This is a genomic window from Dysgonomonas sp. 37-18 (assembly GCF_001899125.1).
In the GTDB taxonomy this organism is placed as follows: domain Bacteria; phylum Bacteroidota; class Bacteroidia; order Bacteroidales; family Dysgonomonadaceae; genus Dysgonomonas.
In genome coordinates this window covers 36,819-55,245 of sequence record NZ_MKVC01000016.1, presented here as the reverse complement: position 1 = coordinate 55,245, position 18,427 = coordinate 36,819, and the positions used below count along the sequence as shown (strand labels likewise).

Here is an 18,427-nt window from a genome sequence, read left to right as displayed (position 1 = left end):
TGTTTAGCTGTTAGCTTCTAGCTATCAGCTTTTTATTTAATATTCCTGAGCGATATGTGTAACTACGCTGTCTACAAATTTACAAATTACAGCAAGGCTATTGCCACTTGTATCTGTAATAACGATTTTACCATTACCACTCATGTCCTGAGTTGTTATATAATTATAATCACCAAGCAAGTCAAAGCCTTTTGTGGCAAGCTCCTTCGCTTTATCATTACCTCCTATTTCTGACAATAATAATGGTTTTAGAGGGCTGAAAGTTCCACATATAAATGTAGTCTTATCTTTAGCCTGATCCGACAGATCACTCTTTAGTCCTGTTGCAGATATGTTTTTGAATACACTTTCGCTATTTGTAAAGAAGAACATATTGTTGTTGATTCCAAAGTAAGCATTCGTATTCTCATCCATTTTTAGCGAATATGTATTTGGATTCAGTTCAGTGAAAACGGCAGCTTCGCCATTAAGTTCTTTTATTTTTCCTTTTGCAATATTCCATATAGAGTTTGCGTCTTTGAGGTCTGCAAAAAATGAAAGCTCAGGAGATGAGTCTGTATATTCAAAATCGTAGTAATCAGATTTCTTTGTTACAATTTTTACATTATTCACGGCAAAAGTAATGTCTCCATCCATGTTGGAGATAAAAGATTTCAGGTCGATGCCTAACTCCGATAAGTTAGAACCTGCACTTTCTTCTATCAGAGAAATGAAGCCTAATTCGTTCAGATAATTATAAATACCTTCTCCTTTCATGTTAGCCGAGATGGAAAAGATAGGTTTATCTGTAAAGTATTTAAGCTGATTACCTTTTAGTTTACCTGTCATCTGCGACGCCAGTTCGTTAAATTTCTTCTCTGCTTCCGGGGTATCATAGTACATTTTATTGCTAAATGCTATTTCCCCTTTTTCGAACGAAATAAAAGCAGCTGTATTTATATCTTTTAATTGGTCATATAATCCTGTTAGCATTTTATTTACAGCATTCCCGTCATGTCCTTGCATTGCCAATGCAGGAGGTAACAAAGAAGACCACATTCCTTTTATATTACTGTATGAAGAGAAGATCGAAATATCCTTTTTGTTCGAAATAAATTCTGCGAATGATTTTTTAGAGTTGATGCTCTCTTTAGCTGTTTGCGTTAGTTGTTTTGTAACCAATGTTTTCAGATCAGGCAAGGCACTATGGTCGCGATAATATACAGTTCCCATATATGTAAGCAATAAAAGCTTGTCCTTAGTCCAGCCTATAACAAAGTTTTGTTGTGCACTTACTGTAGTCACCCCATCTTTTTCTTCCAACATTTGTTCCGGTAGCTCGAAGGTCTTGATAAGTAATTCCTTCAATTTCTTCTGATCGTCCATTTTCAGAACAATACCCATTGTTGTACTGTCCATATACATGTAACAATCGCTAAGAAAGTCGATGCCTGTCGAATTTGGGTTTTTAAGGAAACTCTCAAGCTGTTCAATAGCTTTTGTAGCGTTACCGCCGGATTTAGCCTTGTCAAGGGCTTCTTTTATAACTTTATTCTCCAGTGGCTTATAGTCGGCTTTTGTCAATAGAGATTTTGTATCGATATGTATAACAGTAGCGGCACTCGCCGGTATCGAGTTGGTCAAGTCTGCCGAATCTTTACATGAGTAAAAAAAAGCTACCAATAATGCAACTATGAGAGTAATACCCGTTTGTTTCATAATTTCGTGTTTAAAAATATTAATTCTGCGAATATAAGAAAAAGAAAGGTGTTGAGCTTTGGAATGATTAATTCTTTTCACATTTTATGAAGATTGTTTTGCGAAAAAGATAATTTTGTATCCAAATATAGAACGTAATGAATCTTTTTGAAAATTTAAAGAAAGCATATACACGCATTCACCCCAAACCAAAGTATGGTGCTTTGGAGCTATTAAAATATATAGGTCCCGGACTGTTGGTAACTGTGGGATTTATTGACCCGGGTAACTGGGCTTCGAATTTTGCAGCCGGATCGGAGTTTGGATATGCCCTGTTATGGGTGGTAACGCTGTCTACCGTTATGTTGATTATCCTTCAACACAATGTAGCTCACTTGGGTATTGTGACAGGGCTCTGTCTTTCCGAAGCCGCTAATAAATATTTACCACGAATGGGTTCGCGAACTATATTGTGGTCGGCAATGGGAGCTTCTGTCTCTACATCTTTGGCCGAAATATTGGGTGGAGCTATTGCATTGAATATGCTTTTTGAAATTCCTATCAAAGTGGGAGCCGTATTGGTTGCAGTTTTCGTTTTCGCGATGATGTTTTCCAATTCGTATAAAAAGATAGAGCGCTATATTATTGCTTTTGTCTCCCTTATCGGACTATCTTTTATCTACGAGCTTTTTCTTGTTGATATCGAGTGGGGAGAGGCTGCACAAGCATGGGTAGTGCCTTCTATCCCGGAAGGGAGCATGCTGATTATAATGAGTGTGCTGGGAGCAGTGGTGATGCCGCACAATCTTTTTCTGCATTCGGAAGTGATACAAAGCCGTCAATGGAATTTGCAAGATGAGGCTGTGATTGAAAAGCAATTGAAATACGAGTTTTTCGATACATTTTTCTCTATGTTTATCGGGTGGGCAATAAATAGTGCGATGATCTTATTGGCTGCCTCAACTTTCTTTAGAGAAAATATCGTCGTAAATGATCTTCAACAAGCCCATTCCCTGCTCGAACCATTACTAGGGAGTAATGCGGTTGTGATATTTGCATTGGCGTTGCTGTTGGCGGGAGTTTCGTCTTCTATGACTTCGGGTATTGCGGCAGGTTCTATATTTGCGGGTATGTACGATGAACCTTATAATATAAAAGATATTCATTCGCGTACAGGTGTGATTATCTCACTCGGGATAGCATTGCTAATCATATTTATGATAGGCGACCCTTTTAAGGGGCTTATTATCTCTCAAGCTATTTTGAGTGTGCAACTTCCAATAACTGTGTTTTTGCAGGTAAGGCTTACTTCATCTAAAGAGGTAATGGGCAAGTACGCTAATACTCTTTTTACGAAAATACTTTTGTATGGCATAGCCATAGTTGTTACGCTTCTTAATATATTGTTGTTGGTTAGTTTCTTTGTAGATGTTAAGATATAAACGATATTGCTCGAATAAAGAACTGTTTTTAGGTCTGTTTTTCTCTCTTATAAATACGTTGCGAGCTAAAATATAACATAAGAGAGATCAGATTCTTTTTTGAATACGTATCTTTATCACTTGATTATTAATAAAAACCGGATAGTTATGAAAAAGTATATTGTTTTTGCTCTTATCTGTTCGATTGCATTCGCTGCGTTTACTGGGTGTAACTCAAAATCAAAAACGGATAATACGGCAGATGAAAAAACTGTAAAAACAGAAGTAAAAGGAGAAGCACCGAAGAAGAAATATATTAAGCTGGCCGAAAAAGCGAATGCTTCGATGCCAATGGTATTACCCGGCAATATACGCATAGATCGAGCCGAGGCTGTTTCTGCTACAGAATATAAGTATTACTACACTTTTACTCAAGAGCCTACCGTATCTGTTGACGAATTTGTTCGGAGTGCAAAGCCTGCTATCACTATGGGAATGCGTGAGAATAAAGGCGAAGATCTCGATATGTTTCGTAAAGATAAAATGACGGTAATATTCGCTTACTATAAATTGGATGGTACGCTTTTTGCAGAGATAAAAGTGTCACCAAATGAGTATGCAGAATAATTTCTATTTGTTTTTATCTATTAATAGAATGATTTAAAGGAAAAAGGTGACGATATAAATAAGAATAAAAAGTGTCACTTTTGTCACCTTTTAATAAACCCAAAATATAACTGAATATGATTAAACACATTGTAATGTGGAAGCTGAAGGATGAAGCTCACGGAAATGATAAAGCTACAAATGCAAAGCTAATAAAAGAGAAACTGGAAGCTTTGTCGGGCAAAATTGATGGATTACTCAAGATAGAAGTAGGTATCGACTTCTTAGGAGGTGGCAACTTTGATGTTGCTCTTTATTCAGAATTGAGCAAGAAAGAAGATTTAGAAATATATCAGAATCATCCGTTACATCAGGCTGTTCTTCCTTTTGTCAGAGAGGCTGTAATAGATAGAAAAGCCGTAGACTTTGAGGTATAAATGCAAGAAGATATAATAAAAGACATTCGTAAGAGATGCCGTATGGCTATGAACGGCATCGTTTCAACAAACATGCGTCAGCGTGGTTTGGATTACAAGCTAAACTTTGGCTTGTCTGTTCAGCAGATCAAAGATTTAGCGAAGCGTTATCAACCTGATTCAGAACTCGCGGAAACGCTTTGGGCAGACAATACCCGCGAGCTGAAAATATTGGCAACCCTACTTTACCCAACCGATTCTTTTACAAAAGAAAAGGTATACGAGTGGGGCGTATCTATCCCCAATCAGGAGATAAGAGAACAAGTTTGTGCAAACTTGCTTCAAAATGTGGCATTTGCCAGAGAGATAGCATTGGAATGGGCAAATTCAACTGTTACAGATATCAGAACTACAGGGTACTGGTTGTTGGCGCGTCTGTTCATTGCAAAGAAGACTGAATCGGTAGCTGTAGAATTAGTGTCAACTATTTGGGATGATGTGATATCCGAGAATATTTTTCTGCGGAATGCTGCATTGTTAACTCTAAAACATATTGGTCGTCAATCTAAAGATATTGCAGATCGCATTCTTCAAAAATTATCTGTATATAAGGAAGATAAAGATCTGATAAAGCAAGAGGCGTTTAATAGTATGGCTTTCGAGTTTGATTATTTCTTTGAGGGGTAAGAGTAATGTTTGGATTAGACTTCTCCCTCATATTATTCTTCGTTATTCTTATACCGGCTTATCTGTTGATAAAGCACTTTAAGGGTAGAAAAGAGCCTTTGGCATTATTGATAATGTCTGTCCTTTCTATTCTTTGTTGGCTGCTGATAGGAGTTGTACTTTACTTTCTGGATATAGATATGCAAGCAACGGCATTGTTAGTCAATGTCTTGATCTTTTTACCTATTTTCCTTTCCTCTCTCATCTTATTGATAAAGCTAATTCTTTTTGTAAGACATAAATATAAAAAGCGAGGTGAAATATCTCATTAATAAAGATACTTCACCCCGCTTAATATTCTTAGATTATAAATACCTTAACTACTTGCCAATAGCATATCTTAGTCCCACGTAGAATTTACGACCCTGAGTTGGTCCCCACACCATTGTGGCATCAAAGTCATCACCAAATGGATTTTCTGCCGAGACGATCGGATTCTTTTGTTTGAAATCCGTAATATTTTCTGCACCTACATAGATACTCCAATTACGGAAGTTCTTAGTGATCTGTGCATTCAGTATTGTAAACGAATCGAATGTAGTTTTCCACAAAGGATTCACCACATCAGGGGTTGGCATGCGTCCGCCTCCGTTAAATTGGGCGGTAAGGTCGAATACCCATTTCTTTAAGCGGGTTTCGTAAGAGCCTGTTAGAAGTGCTTTGTAATCACTTATCAGAGGTTTTTTCATTAGTTTGTCTCCGTAAGTTGTTTTTGCATTTGTCCAACGATACGCTCCCAATATATTAAACCCTTTGAATAAGGGGTATGACGCTTCTATCTGATAACTATCGGCATACGATTTGCCCGACAGGTTATAGAACTTTACAGCATGAGGGTCGCTGTCTACATCCGTTACCACCTGATTGTCAAAGTCGGTTCTGTACCACTCTCCCGATATGGTTAGCTCTTCACCTCTGATTGGTATATGAAAAGAGATGCTTGTACCATAGTTCCATGCCGATTCTTGTCGTAGGTTGTCTGCTATTTCTATCTTGCGGCTGCTTGCTAAGAAGTAACTGTTTTCAGGCATAACAAATACTGTACGATAGCCTTTCCCCGCAGATGCTCTAAGGTTTAGCCACTCTACAGGCATATACTTTAAGTGCAGGCGTGGCGTAACGAATGCTTTTTTGTGCAGGGTGCTGTAGTCTGTCCGCAATCCGGCTAGGGCAATGAACTTATCATCCTTATTAAAGGTATATTGCAGATATCCTCCTGTTACAGTTTCTTCATCGGGCTGATTTGTGATTGGCTGAGTCAGATAAATTGATTGATTGTATTTGTCCCAGTTCATACTTAAACCTGTACTTAGTTGATGCATCTTGCCAACCCCTGTTTCATACATCAGCGATGCATATAGATTGTTTTCATATACATTGTATTTGTCTGCTGCATACTTTGATTTCTGATCGTGATATGAGCCTGTGAATATCAGAGCAATATTTCCGTTACGTTCTTCGTCTACAATGTATGAGTTCTTTGTATAAAATTCCCCTCTGTTTGTCTTTACAGATATTTCGTACGGATCAGTATTGATCGAGGCAGAATTTAAAGTATGCATTGTTTGCCCACTGGTACGGTAATCCTGTAAGAAACGAACGCCGAATTGTGAAGCATATCTGCCCGACATATAATTCCACCTGTTCATCATATTAAACTGATGTTTCTTCGGCATGTCTAAGAAACTGTCATCGTTGTCGTCATGTGATGCAGATTCATTCGAATAATGCAGGAATACTCCTGTGCTTAATTTATCATTCAAGATAAATGCTGCATCGGCATTGCCTTCGTATCTTCCGGCATCGCTCGAAAATAAATTCAAGCTGAGAGGATCTGCGCTATTTGGCTTTTTGTATTCCACATTCATTTGTCCTGTAATCGACTCATATCCGTTCTTTACAGAAGCTGCACCTTTAGATATCTGTATGCTTTCCATCCATGGTCCGGGAATGTAATCCAGTCCGTATACTGAGGCTGCCCCTCTAAAGTTAGGATAGTTTTCTGTTAATGTTTGCACGTAAGTTCCGGCTAACCCGAGCAGTTGTATTTGTTTAGCTCCTGTTACCGCATCGCTAAATGATACATCTACCGAAGGATTTGTTTCGAAGCTTTCGGAAAGATTGCAACATGCAGCACGGTGCAATTCTTTGGTTGTTATTTTTTCGGTATTCAATAGGCTTATCCGGGATTTGATTGTTCCCGGTACTGTTCTTTCTACAACGACTTCGCCTAATTCGGCATTTTCTTCCAACACAACGTTTTGTGTGTCTGCAAAATCATGTATGTGGATAACTTTATCTTCAAATCCGACATACGATATGGCGAGCATGTGATCTTTGTGTGGCGTACCCGATATTTCAAAGTAACCGCGTTCGTCAGTCATTACTCCTGCCTTAGCATTCTCCCATCTTACAGACGCACCTATTAAAGGCTGTTTTTGGTTGTCGAATACATAACCTTTCAAGATGTCTTTGCTAAAGGCGAAAATGGGGATGAGGAGAAGTAGAATAAATATTTTAAATATTTTCATTTGGATTCTTATTATTCGATTTGTAAAATACAATAGAAACTTTGTTGCATACCCGATGGTACACAATAAGCTGATGTGTATTACAAAAATCAAATAATAAGTACGCGAATGAGTGACAGGTATTCACGAGGCGGGATATCCGGTGGAGATTCGAATATAGAATTATCCTGAGTATATAAAGAATTATCTGTAAGGATACTCAAAGGAATAGTTGGTGAACCATCCGATATCCAAACGAATGGCACAGATACTATCGGCCTGAATGAAGAGGCATCAATATCTATAGATAAACGAGAGGTGGTGCAAGATATATCCTGAGTGAAAGAAGTGTCTCCGCAAGATTCATCGTGTGATACATCTTTGTGCATCGAACAGCAATCACCTTTCTGCTCTGCTCTCTGATGTTCTAGAGAACAACATGTATGTTGCTCGGTCATGAAAAGAGTTTGCTCGCTACATGAATTGCAGCAGTAGTTTATAATTGTAACCCCTGCACCGGTAAGAAACACCGTTGCGGCAGCAATTATAAGAATGAAATTTTGTGCAAATCTTTTCATATCAAATGCAAAGATATGAGAAAATTATAGACACATATAGGTTTTAAGTTTTTTTTAATTTAGAGTGATTCTATTTAGTCTTTTCTCTATTCTTTCTATTTCGTCACTTCATCAATCAGATAAAATATAGACTTGAAGTTTATATCGCTGTATTCGCTCATCCCGATTTCGCAAGTACGGCTCGTAGAGTATCCGTCTTTACATCCGGCAGGGATTTGTTCGTTGAGGTGTCTTTGTCCGTGAGTATTCAACTCTGGATATGTAAATCCTCTGTCGCCGGCAAAACCGCAACAATTCGTATCCACAAAGGCAACCTCTTTGGAGCATAACTTAGCCAGTTGCAATAGCTTTTGTTCCATGCCAATCTTTTTCACTGAGCATACAGGAAAAACAGTCACTATATTACGAGGGTGTTTGATTTCGAGCTTAGGCATCACAAAGTCGAGCATAAACTCTATTGGGTCATATATCTTTAAATTTTTATTCTCGTATGCCTCATGGAAAGTATAGAAGCATGGACTCATATCAAATAGAATAGGATATTTCCCATTTTCAGAAGCTTTCAATAATGCATTTTCCAGCTCTTTTGATTTGCGGGCACCTTCTTCTTTCAGACCTTTACTACTAAACGCCATTCCACAACAAAGGCTATTGATACCCTCGGGGTAAATAATCGTAAATCCTGCACGTTGTAGAAGCTCCTGTGTCTTTTTTGTCAATTCTACGTCGCCCTTTTCGTAGCCGTTTGATTTGCCCATCGAACGGTTTATACACGAAGGAAAGTAAACAACTTTATCCACCTGTCCTTCATTTATTACCATATCCTTTATCTTGCTCGCTCCCTGGGGCATATCCTTATTCCATTTTGGAATCGTTTTTAGAGATAGGGTTCGCATTGTAGAAGCAATTCCACCCATCAGTGTATCGCCTAATATAGAATGGACGAAGTGAACAAAATTAAGTCCCCCTCTTGCTGCCGAGGTAGTCCCGGCCATGCGGTTGCCGATATAAGACGCTACTTTTTTTGCTGTGTCCGATGCTTCTTCGTGTCGGACATGCTTGATAAATTTTCCTGTATCTATTTTTACAGGACAAACCAAGCCACACAGTCCATCTGTAGCACACGTCTCGTCTGAATAATACTTCGCGTCATTCAGCATTTGTTTCAACCGTGAAGGATCTTCTCCGAATGCTTTTAGTCTTGATATCTCTCGAGCAATCACGATCCGTTGGCGTGGCGATAAGGTTAGCCCCTCTGCAACACAGTTTGGTTCGCAAAAGCCACATTCCATACATTTATCTATTATCTCATTTGCTGCAGGAAGAGGTTTCAGATTCTCAAGATGTATCTTGGGATTCTCGTTGATGATTACACCCGGATTTATAAGTTTATGAGGATCAAAAATATCTTTAATCTTGAGCATGATTTTATAAGCCGCTTCTCCCCATTCTTTTTCTACAAAAGGAGCCATGTTACGTCCTGTTCCATGCTCAGCTTTTAATGAACCATCAAACTTATTGACAACAATGTCGGCCAGTTCGTCCATCATATCTGCATACTTCTGTACCTCGCTTGTACTGTTGAAGTCCTGAGAGAATACGATATGGAAGTTTCCGTCAAGAGCATGTCCGTATAACACGGCATCAGCATATCCTAAACGCTTGAATAAATCTTTTAAAGCCACACATGCATCTCCCAGTCTATCTATTGGAAACGCAACATCTTCTATAAGACATGTTGTTCCTGTTTTTCGCAGGCCTCCAATGGACGACAGAAGTCCTTTGCGAGCTTTCCAGTTAAAATTATATTCTTTACGATCAGATGTAAATTTATATGGTTGTATTGTGGGATATGGTTCAATTGCCTTGCGGATGATAGCCTCTTTTTCATTCATTTCGAGTTGTTCGTTGGCTTGTATTTCTACCAGCAGCAAACAGGCTGTTTCGGGTAATGTCCGAAAATACGAAGGAGCTTCTGGATCGTCTTCGATAGATCGTATAGAGTCTCTATCGAGTAATTCTACTGCAGACACAGGTGTCTTTTTGAGCATAGGAACTACTTCACAGGCTTTCTCTATGGTTTCGAAGATCATTAGAGTACAAGCTTTATATTTCTCGTCAACAACCGTATGGTAGGTTATGTCGGAGGTGAAAGCCAGTGTCCCCTCCGAACCAATCATCAGGTGCTTAATGATGTCGAAAGAATCTTCATAATCTACTAATGCATTTATGCTATATCCTGTCGTGTTCTTTATTTTGTATTTCTGTTTAATACGCTCTGTAAGCGTATTGTCAGCTTTTATTTTATCTCTAAGTTTTTCTATTTCACGGATAATTTCAGGGTGTTTTTCTGTGAAATCCAATTTGCTTTTTTCATCCGAAGTATCAAGAATAGTACCGTCATAGAGGACGATACGGATATCTGCAATTGTTTTGTATGAGTTCTGATCTGTACCACAGCACATTCCGCTCGCATTGTTCGCGGCTATCCCCCCGATCATTGCGGCATTGATAGATGCCGGATCGGGACCTATCTTACGACCAAATGGCTGTAGGTGAATATTTGCTCTTGCTCCTGTTATTCCGGGCTGTAGTTTTATCTTTAAAGCTTCATCATCGAGAATCGTGTATTTCCGCCATTCGTGTGTTGCTACCATCAGCACCGAGTCGGTTATCGCTTGCCCCGAAAGGCTTGTGCCTGCTGCCCGATATGTAACCGGAATGTTCAGTTTTCCTGTCTGACGTATTACTTCTACAGCCTCTTCTTCTGTATGTACCTGTACTACTATTTTAGGAATCAGACGATAAAAACTTGCATCAGTACCGTATGCTAATAGTTGTAGAGGATTGGTAATAATTCGTTTCGACGGAATTGTTTTAGATAATTCTTTTTTCAGTTGCTGATAATTATCAGGTAACATAGTATTTAGCTTTTTAGTGATCAGTATAGGTAAACGGTTTCGGAAAACCAATGCAATTTATAAAACATATTTGAAATAGGAGTACGTTTTAGACTTATTTCAATGGTGAGCAGATGTGATAAAAATCTAAAAGGTCAACGAATTATTTAGAGGTCTGAGGTTTATTTTGTATATTTATTATTCTTTTTAGTTTTGGAGATATGAGTTGCTAAAAAGCATAAATTGATGTATTTTTCCTCTGCTATAATTTATTAAATACAAGAAAAAAGACTAATTTTGCTACTCAAATTTTAACAAACAAAAAACGAAATACATTATTCATTTTTAAACAAATAAAAACAATGAGAATCGAGAAAATTTTCGCACGTGAAATCTTGGATTCAAGAGGTAATCCTACAATTGAAGTTGATGTAACTTTGGAATGTGGCGTGGTTGGTCGTGCTGCAGTACCATCTGGTGCTTCAACTGGTGAAAACGAAGCTTTGGAACTTCGCGACGGTGACAAAAAACGCTACCTTGGTAAAGGAGTGGTTAAAGCTGTTGACAACGTAAACAAAGTTATCGCTCCGGCTCTTTTAGGTGAATCTGCTCTTGATCAAAGAGGTATCGATTTGAAAATGATTGCCCTTGACGGAACAAAGACTAAATCTAATTTAGGAGCTAATGCTATTCTTGGTGTTTCGCTTGCTGTAGCTAAAGCTGCTGCTAACTACCTTGAACTTCCATTGTATCGCTATATTGGTGGTACTAACACTTATACTCTTCCTGTACCGATGATGAATATCATCAACGGTGGATCTCACTCTGATGCTCCTATCGCATTCCAAGAGTTTATGATCCGTCCGGTAGGTGCTCCTTCTTTCAAAGAAGGTTTGCGCTGTGGTGCTGAAGTATTCCACGCTTTGAAGAAAGAATTCCACGACAGAGGTCTTAGTACAGCTGTAGGTGACGAAGGTGGTTTTGCTCCAACATTGAATGGTACAGAAGATGCTCTTGAATCAATCCTTAAAGCTATTAAAGCTGCAGGATATGAGCCGGGAAAAGATGTTACAATCGCTTTAGACTGTGCTGCTTCTGAATTCTTCAAAGGTGGTGTTTATGACTATTCTAAATTTGAAGGCCCTAACGGAGCTAAACGTACATCAGCAGAGCAAGTTGAATTCCTTGCAAGCCTAGTAGCTAAATACCCTATCGATTCTATCGAAGATGGTATGGGCGAAAATGACTGGGATGGATGGAAATTGCTTACAGACAAACTTGGAGATAAAGTTCAGTTGGTAGGTGATGACTTGTTTGTAACTAACGTTGAGTTCTTGAAAAAAGGTATAGAAACAGGTTGTGCTAACTCAATCCTTATCAAAGTAAACCAGATTGGTTCACTTACTGAAACTTTGGATGCTATCGAAATGGCTCACCGTGCAGGTTACACTAGCGTAACGTCTCACCGTTCGGGAGAAACTGAAGATGCTACGATTGCTGACATCGCAGTTGCAACTAACTCAGGACAAATCAAAACAGGTTCATTGAGCCGTTCAGACCGTATGGCTAAATACAACCAATTACTTCGTATCGAAGAAGAACTTGGAGACAAAGCTGTTTACGGATGGCAACGTGTACAACGTAAAAAATAAGAAGGAAACTTCTTGATATTATAAAGGCTGTTCAAATATTTGAACAGCCTTTATTTCTTTAGATCCTTTTGAATCTATATATTTTAGTTTTCTCCCCTTGATAGAGACTATCGCCTACAACAAAATCCTTATTCGACCCAATCTTTGGCGAAATCTTAGTATCTTTACCAACTCCAAAATTTCTTACTGCCGTTCCGGCTAAGTTTAGTGACATATGAAATATATTCGACTTATAATCTTTTCAATACTTATAATATCAAGTGTCTCCGTTTATTCTCAAAGTGAAAAAGATACACCTCGTAATGGTGAAGGTATACACGCTTTTCTGAGAAGAAACAAACGCACAGGGACAGATAATCTTAATAAGTTTCTGGAGTTGAATAAAGGAAAGTTCGGTAAAGAAAATTCTCTATTGAAAGATGTTTCGTATCTATTACCTGACACGGATAAGGATAATACGAAAAAAACAGAGAGCGAAGTTTTGGATTCTGGTCAAACGGGTAAAAAAACGGAGAATAAGCTTTTTGGAGAAAAATATGCGGAATATACGATTAAATCAGATAAGCTAAAAGGTGCTTGTTTCTTCTTATCCAGTGGGCACGGAGGACCCGACCCCGGAGCAATGGCAGAGGTAGACGGTTATGAGCTTTGCGAAGATGAGTACGCTTATGATATAACACTCAGGCTTGCACGCAACTTGATGGAAGAAGGAGCTACAGTATATATGATTATTCAAGATGCAGAGGATGGTATAAGGGATGACCGTTATTTATCGAACAGTAAGCGTGAAACATGTATGGGGGCTACTATCCCTTTGAACCAGATTGCCCGGTTGAAACAACGAACAGATAAAATAAACAGCTTGAGTAAGCGTTCGAAAGCAAAATATAAAAGATCTGTTTTTATCCATTTGGATAGCAGAAGTCAGAAACAACAACTAGATGTATTTTTCTATTACTCAAAGAATAGTACTGCGGGTAAAAAACTCGCGAATACAATGCGTGAGACTTTCTGTGATCATTATGACAAGCATCAGCCGGATAGAGGCTTCACCGGAACAGTAAGTACACGCACCTTATACGTTCTTGATAAAACTCTGCCTGTGGGTATTTATGCCGAGCTTGGCAATATTCAGAATAGTTTCGACCAGCGTCGCTTTTTACAATCAGATAACAGGCAGGCTTTGGCTAATTGGATGTGTAGGGGTTTCATCAAAGACTATGAAAACTGGAAAAAGGGAAAGTAAAGAATAGATATTCTAATACTTTTTAGCTCTTATCCTTTTGAATATTGATAGCTCTACGATACAACAGGTGAAGAAAACCTCCATTGTCAGTTATCATAAAAACTAATATATTTGTATAAATACAAAAAAGTGCATTATGAGATTATTACTTATCAGCAATTCAACAAATCCGGGAGAGGCGTATTTAGACTATCCGAAGTATAACATTAAAGAGTTTTTAGGAGAAAAACCTGTAAAAGCATTATTTATTCCTTATGCTGCGGTTACTTTTTCCTACGATGAATATGAGAAGAAAGTGAATGATCGTTTCAAAGAAATAGGGCATAGTGTTGTTAGCATTCATCACTACGACGATCCTGTAACGGCAGTTGAAGAAGCAGAGGCTATTGTAGTAGGAGGCGGTAATACATGGAAGCTTGTCCGCGTGCTGCGTGATAATAAGATTATAGAGCTTATTCGTAAAAGAGTGAAACAAGGAGTTCCATATATCGGATGGAGTGCGGGTTCAAATGTGGCTTGTCCTACATTGCGAACAACGAACGATATGCCGATCATCGACCCAAAAGGGTTTGATGTGGCAAACCTTGTTCCTTTTCAAATAAATCCGCATTATCTAGATACACATCCCGAAAATCATGGAGGAGAGACACGAGAAGATCGTATCAGGGAGTTTATTACAGAAAATCAGGACATATATGTTGTCGGACTGCGAGAAGGCTCTATGCTGAACCTTGAAGGCGATGACTTGAAACTTATCGGAAAAAAGGCAGCACGTATATTCAAATATGGAGAAGAACCAAGAGAATTGAAAACAGATGATGATTTCAGTTATCTACTAAAGAAGTGATTAAAGGTTCATCTTCTCAATAGACATACCACACTCATAGCCCTCTTCGTAGAGTGCTGTGAGTTTGTTTACATCTTTTTCTATACGATCTACAATGATCGGTTTTTGTGGTCTGATAACAAATACAGATCCTTCCTCCTCAAGCTTGTCTATCAAATCCAATTGAGAATTATAAAGACTATTCCTGTTACTTAAAGCCTCACGCATAGCCGGATATTTCCGGTAAATGAAAGATGGTATTTTTATATCCTTGCTTTCTTTCCTATATCCTTTGTTGCGTGTAAGGATTACTATGTTTTTTTTATAACCCTGATCTATTGCCCTGTTAACAGGGATTGAGTCGCAGATACCTCCATCAAGCATAGGGATATCATCTACATACGCTATAGGGCACATAATAGGTAAGCTACTGGATGCTTTTACAATATCTATAACCCTTTCCTTATTCGATTTCTCTTCTAAGTACTCTGCTTGCCCTGTAAGGCAATTGGACGTTACCATTTCGAACCGTGATGGAGAGGAGAAGTAAGTCTGATAATCGTAGGGTATAATATTTTCAGGAAACTCATGGAACAGTAAATCGAAATCCATGATATTTCGTTTTTTTATATAATGCTTAAGCCCTATATATTTATACTTAGCCAGAAGGTCTATATTGCTATATTTAGCTCTTCCTTGTTGCTTAGAGATAAAAGAAAGTCCATTACACGCTCCTGCAGATACACCTATTGCATAAGGGAATTCTATATTTCGACTCATGAAATAATCCAAAACTCCACAGGTGAAAACTCCGCGCATGCCTCCTCCTTCAAGTACCAACCCTATATCTGATGTATTGATCATCTTCGTTTTTATACTTATTGGGGGCTAAAGGTAGCAATTTTTGCAATAAAAAAAGTTCTGCTCTTTATCGCAAGGAACAGAACTCGAAAAGTAGTAATTCTAAGTATGTGGCTTATTTATTAGCAATAAGACCACTGGAATTATTGTTTACTTGAACTTGCTTAACTGTTAATAGTTTTCCGCTCGCATCATCATATACGTGTATCAAATGCTGCGATTTGGTAGACCATGTTGCCATATTTTTATCCCACTTGGTGAAGATAAGATTGGCCACTTTGCTTCCATCCGAATTATATTCATATACATATTTATAAGTTCCAACCCATCCTTGAGAACTCCATTTGTAATATGTTTTTTCCTTCAGATTGTTTTTTGTATCGTAGACAAACACAGCTTTTTTCAAAGCTTCTAATGAAGTGCCGTCTACTGTTGTATATTCTTTTGTGCAACCGTATTTAGTGGTTTCAATATTGCTATATACTTTATCTTTTGAATTTCCTGCATATATATTAGAGAATGAAAATAGCGTTGCCAAAACTGTTGTTAAAAATATTGCTTTCATGTCGGTATCTTTTAAATTGTTACCTTGTTAATAGATCGAAATTTTGTTTTTTAAAGCGCTTTCTATATATATGACGTTGTCTACTATCGAATAGTTACAAAAAAGTTAATCTATTTTTAGTACTATGTTATGCATAGAAGTGTGTTTTATGTATATATGTTTGTAAATTAGTCGTTTATTGCTGGTGTTAATTAAGGTTAATGATTGAAAGACTGTTCTTTTTTAGCCATATTTTTTATGATATAATTAATAAAATACTTTTCAGTAAGGTGAAAGAACTTATCTTTACATCGTTTTCTGCTTACAGATAATATAGAATATTATTTATTATCCTTAAGAATTAAAGAAATGGAAAAAATTGATTTTTATCAGGTTATAGATGGTGTTAGGCAAGTCATTAATACCGAAGAGCAATTTCTACTATCATTGTCAGAAGGACTGATAACCACGAAACTAAATAAGCAGAACAGAAATATAAAACAGATACTTGGACACTTAGTAGATTCAGCATCTAATAATATACATCGTATTATTCATTTGCAAAACCAGCCTAGCCCATTGATTTTTCCCGATTATGCTAACTTGGGAAATAATGACAGATGGATCGCTATTCAGGATTATCAGACAGAGAATTGGGAGGACTTGGTTCAATTATGGAAATATTCAAACCTCCACATAATCCATATTATCAAACATATAGACACTGATAAGCTCGGTAATGAATGGATTACAGCGCTAGGTGATAGAGTCTCTCTAAAAGAGATGATTATAAATTATCTCCCTCATTTGCACTTGCATATAAATGAGATTCATGAGCTGCATATCAGTAATGCTTAAGACATACTCCTCAAAATAAAGAGAGGATTTGGAAACCCCAAATCCTCTTCTATTATAAGTTATTATTTTCCTCAATTAATAAGCTCTGGCGAATATTACTCGTTGAGCAGATGGCTTTCCTGTAACCATACATTTGCCCGGAGTTTTATCTCCTTCAAGAGGGATACAACGTATTGTTGCTTTTGTCTCAGCTTTCACTTTTTCTTCAGTTTCGGCCGTGCCATCCCAGTGAGCAAGAATAAATACACCTTCCTCTATTTTCTCTTTAAACTCTTCGTATGTCTCTACAGTGATCGTTTGCTTAGCTCTGAAATCGAACGCTTTTTTGTAGATGTTAGCCTGAATATCATCCAATAGATTCTTGATATACATATCCAGTCCGTCACATGATACAGTCTCTTTAGTCAGCGTGTCGCGGCGAGCAATTTCTACTGTGTTATTTTCCATATCGCGCGCACCCATAGCCAAACGTACAGGAACTCCTTTCAATTCATACTCCGAGAATTTCCATCCCGGTTTTTTGTTGTCTGCATTGTCATATTTAACACTGATGCCAAGAGCTTTCAATGATTTTACAATGCCATCCACCTTCTGATTGATTAAGGCTAATTGTTCTTCACCTTTATATATAGGAACAATAACAACTTGGAATGGAGCTAGTTTTGGAGGAAGCACAAGTCCGTTATCATCCGAGTGTGCCATTATCAGAGCTCCGATAAGGCGGGTAGATACTCCCCATGAAGTAGCCCATACGTAATCCATCTTGCCTTCTTTATCCGCAAATTTCACATCGAATGCTTTTGCAAAATTCTGTCCAAGGAAGTGAGATGTTCCCGATTGAAGGGCTTTTCCATCCTGCATCATGGCTTCGATTGTATATGTATCTACAGCACCGGCAAATCGTTCAGATGCTGATTTCACACCTTTAATTACAGGCACAGCCATATACTCCTCGGCAAACTGAGCATACACGTTCAACATTTTTTCCGCTTCCTCTACCGCTTCTTCTTTTGTGGCATGAGCTGTATGCCCTTCTTGCCACAAGAATTCTGCGGTACGCAGGAATAAACGGGTACGCATCTCCCAACGTACGACATTTGCCCATTGATTTACCAAGATAGGTAGATCTCTATATGATTGTATCCAATTACGGTACGTGTTCCAGATAATCGTTTCGGAAGTTGGGCGAACAATAAGTTCTTCTTCCAATTTTGCATCAGGGTCAACTATTACTCCTTTTCCGTCGGGATCATTTTTTAGACGGTAGTGAGTTACAACAGCACATTCTTTAGCAAAACCTTCAACATGGTCAGCCTCTTTACTCAAAAATGACTTGGGGATGAAAAGCGGGAAATAAGCATTCATGTGTCCTGTTTCTTTGAACATATCGTCTAATTGACGTTGCATTTTTTCCCAAATCGCATAGCCGTATGGCTTTATCACCATACATCCGCGTACAGCAGAATTTTCTGCTAAATCTGCTTTTAATACCAAATCGAGATACCACTGACTGTAATCTTGACTTCGAGGTGTCAGTTCTTTAAGTTCTTTTGCCATATTATTGAATTCTGTTTTTCCAAAATTGCTACAAAGTTAGTAAAAGCCC

Annotated in this window: 15 protein-coding genes; 8 read left to right on the top strand and 7 right to left on the bottom strand. The window is 38.0% G+C overall.

Features of this window, described 5'->3' with window-relative positions:
• Positions 1 to 36 precede the first annotated feature (36 nt).
• Positions 37 to 1,698: a DUF4836 family protein gene (locus tag BGO84_RS05945; RefSeq protein WP_291028408.1), complete on the bottom strand. Its 1,662-nt coding sequence runs from the start codon at positions 1,696 to 1,698 to the stop codon at positions 37 to 39.
• 137 nt (positions 1,699 to 1,835) lie between these two features.
• Between BGO84_RS05945 and BGO84_RS05940 the strand changes: the two genes are divergently transcribed.
• The 4 genes from BGO84_RS05940 to BGO84_RS05925 all read left to right on the top strand — a co-directional run bounded on the left by BGO84_RS05940 (position 1,836) and on the right by BGO84_RS05925 (position 4,807).
• Positions 1,836 to 3,119 carry an Nramp family divalent metal transporter gene (locus tag BGO84_RS05940; protein WP_291028406.1) on the top strand — a complete coding sequence of 428 codons (1,284 nt, stop codon included), beginning with the start codon at positions 1,836 to 1,838 and terminating at the stop codon, positions 3,117 to 3,119.
• 147 nt (positions 3,120 to 3,266) lie between these two features.
• The gene (locus BGO84_RS05935) at positions 3,267 to 3,725 is read left to right on the top strand and encodes a hypothetical protein (RefSeq protein ID WP_291028405.1); all 459 of its coding nucleotides are present in this window, start codon (positions 3,267 to 3,269) and stop codon (positions 3,723 to 3,725) included.
• 116 nt (positions 3,726 to 3,841) lie between these two features.
• A complete protein-coding gene (locus BGO84_RS05930; RefSeq protein WP_291028403.1) occupies positions 3,842 to 4,141 on the top strand; it encodes a Dabb family protein in 300 nt (99 codons plus the stop codon).
• Positions 4,142 to 4,807, top strand: a complete 666-nt coding sequence (locus BGO84_RS05925) for a DNA alkylation repair protein (protein WP_291028402.1) — start codon at positions 4,142 to 4,144, stop codon at positions 4,805 to 4,807.
• 359 nt (positions 4,808 to 5,166) lie between these two features.
• Here BGO84_RS05925 and BGO84_RS05920 read toward each other — a convergent pair whose 3' ends face one another.
• From BGO84_RS05920 to BGO84_RS05910, 3 genes are all read right to left on the bottom strand, one after another.
• Entirely contained in the window at positions 5,167 to 7,377 is a 2,211-nt protein-coding gene (locus BGO84_RS05920; protein WP_291028400.1) for a TonB-dependent receptor, read from the bottom strand.
• A gap of 89 nt (positions 7,378 to 7,466) precedes the next feature.
• Positions 7,467 to 7,934: a hypothetical protein gene (locus BGO84_RS05915; protein WP_291028397.1), complete on the bottom strand. Its 468-nt coding sequence runs from the start codon at positions 7,932 to 7,934 to the stop codon at positions 7,467 to 7,469.
• A 95-nt stretch (positions 7,935 to 8,029) separates the two neighbouring features.
• Positions 8,030 to 10,855: an FAD-binding and (Fe-S)-binding domain-containing protein gene (locus BGO84_RS05910; protein ID WP_291028395.1), complete on the bottom strand. Its 2,826-nt coding sequence runs from the start codon at positions 10,853 to 10,855 to the stop codon at positions 8,030 to 8,032.
• A 341-nt stretch (positions 10,856 to 11,196) separates the two neighbouring features.
• On the opposite strand from BGO84_RS05910, the gene eno reads away from it, so the two are divergent.
• The 3 genes from eno (at position 11,197) to pepE (ending at position 14,579) form a co-directional block, all read left to right on the top strand.
• Complete coding sequence (gene eno, locus BGO84_RS05905; RefSeq protein WP_006842055.1) at positions 11,197 to 12,486, top strand: phosphopyruvate hydratase; 1,290 nt, start codon at positions 11,197 to 11,199, stop codon at positions 12,484 to 12,486.
• Between the two features lie 214 nt (positions 12,487 to 12,700).
• Entirely contained in the window at positions 12,701 to 13,732 is a 1,032-nt protein-coding gene (locus tag BGO84_RS05900) for an N-acetylmuramoyl-L-alanine amidase (RefSeq protein ID WP_291028393.1), read from the top strand.
• A gap of 136 nt (positions 13,733 to 13,868) precedes the next feature.
• Positions 13,869 to 14,579 carry a dipeptidase PepE gene (pepE, locus tag BGO84_RS05895; protein WP_291028390.1) on the top strand — a complete coding sequence of 237 codons (711 nt, stop codon included), beginning with the start codon at positions 13,869 to 13,871 and terminating at the stop codon, positions 14,577 to 14,579.
• On the opposite strand, the gene BGO84_RS05890 is transcribed toward pepE, so the two are convergent.
• Together BGO84_RS05890 and BGO84_RS05885 are read right to left on the bottom strand one after the other, a co-directional pair.
• On the bottom strand, positions 14,580 to 15,422 hold the full coding sequence (locus BGO84_RS05890) for a patatin family protein (RefSeq protein ID WP_291028387.1): 843 nt from the start codon (positions 15,420 to 15,422) through the stop codon (positions 14,580 to 14,582).
• A gap of 112 nt (positions 15,423 to 15,534) precedes the next feature.
• Positions 15,535 to 15,984 (bottom strand): DUF3836 domain-containing protein, encoded by a 450-nt coding sequence (locus tag BGO84_RS05885; RefSeq protein WP_135106958.1) that lies wholly within the window; start codon positions 15,982 to 15,984, stop codon positions 15,535 to 15,537.
• A gap of 348 nt (positions 15,985 to 16,332) precedes the next feature.
• Here BGO84_RS05885 and BGO84_RS05880 point away from each other — a divergent pair, with 348 nt between their 5' ends.
• Positions 16,333 to 16,821, top strand: a complete 489-nt coding sequence (locus tag BGO84_RS05880; RefSeq protein WP_291028384.1) for a DinB family protein — start codon at positions 16,333 to 16,335, stop codon at positions 16,819 to 16,821.
• A gap of 75 nt (positions 16,822 to 16,896) precedes the next feature.
• On the opposite strand, the gene proS is transcribed toward BGO84_RS05880, so the two are convergent.
• Positions 16,897 to 18,378 carry a proline--tRNA ligase gene (gene proS / locus BGO84_RS05875; RefSeq protein ID WP_291028382.1) on the bottom strand — a complete coding sequence of 494 codons (1,482 nt, stop codon included), beginning with the start codon at positions 18,376 to 18,378 and terminating at the stop codon, positions 16,897 to 16,899.
• Between the last annotated feature and the right edge of the window lie 49 nt (positions 18,379 to 18,427).

What these genes read in the sequence shown, in the direction of transcription:
- BGO84_RS05945 (WP_291028408.1), bottom strand. Translation starts at nt 1,698, where the DNA reads ATGAAACAAACGGGTATTACTCTCATAGTTGCATTATTGGTAGCTTTT.
- BGO84_RS05940 (WP_291028406.1), top strand. Translation starts at nt 1,836, where the DNA reads ATGAATCTTTTTGAAAATTTAAAGAAAGCATATACACGCATTCACCCC.
- BGO84_RS05935 (WP_291028405.1), top strand. Translation starts at nt 3,267, where the DNA reads ATGAAAAAGTATATTGTTTTTGCTCTTATCTGTTCGATTGCATTCGCT.
- BGO84_RS05930 (WP_291028403.1), top strand. Translation starts at nt 3,842, where the DNA reads ATGATTAAACACATTGTAATGTGGAAGCTGAAGGATGAAGCTCACGGA.
- BGO84_RS05925 (WP_291028402.1), top strand. Translation starts at nt 4,142, where the DNA reads ATGCAAGAAGATATAATAAAAGACATTCGTAAGAGATGCCGTATGGCT.
- BGO84_RS05920 (WP_291028400.1), bottom strand. Translation starts at nt 7,377, where the DNA reads ATGAAAATATTTAAAATATTTATTCTACTTCTCCTCATCCCCATTTTC.
- BGO84_RS05915 (WP_291028397.1), bottom strand. Translation starts at nt 7,934, where the DNA reads ATGAAAAGATTTGCACAAAATTTCATTCTTATAATTGCTGCCGCAACG.
- BGO84_RS05910 (WP_291028395.1), bottom strand. Translation starts at nt 10,855, where the DNA reads ATGTTACCTGATAATTATCAGCAACTGAAAAAAGAATTATCTAAAACA.
- eno (WP_006842055.1), top strand. Translation starts at nt 11,197, where the DNA reads ATGAGAATCGAGAAAATTTTCGCACGTGAAATCTTGGATTCAAGAGGT.
- BGO84_RS05900 (WP_291028393.1), top strand. Translation starts at nt 12,701, where the DNA reads ATGAAATATATTCGACTTATAATCTTTTCAATACTTATAATATCAAGT.
- pepE (WP_291028390.1), top strand. Translation starts at nt 13,869, where the DNA reads ATGAGATTATTACTTATCAGCAATTCAACAAATCCGGGAGAGGCGTAT.
- BGO84_RS05890 (WP_291028387.1), bottom strand. Translation starts at nt 15,422, where the DNA reads ATGATCAATACATCAGATATAGGGTTGGTACTTGAAGGAGGAGGCATG.
- BGO84_RS05885 (WP_135106958.1), bottom strand. Translation starts at nt 15,984, where the DNA reads ATGAAAGCAATATTTTTAACAACAGTTTTGGCAACGCTATTTTCATTC.
- BGO84_RS05880 (WP_291028384.1), top strand. Translation starts at nt 16,333, where the DNA reads ATGGAAAAAATTGATTTTTATCAGGTTATAGATGGTGTTAGGCAAGTC.
- proS (WP_291028382.1), bottom strand. Translation starts at nt 18,378, where the DNA reads ATGGCAAAAGAACTTAAAGAACTGACACCTCGAAGTCAAGATTACAGT.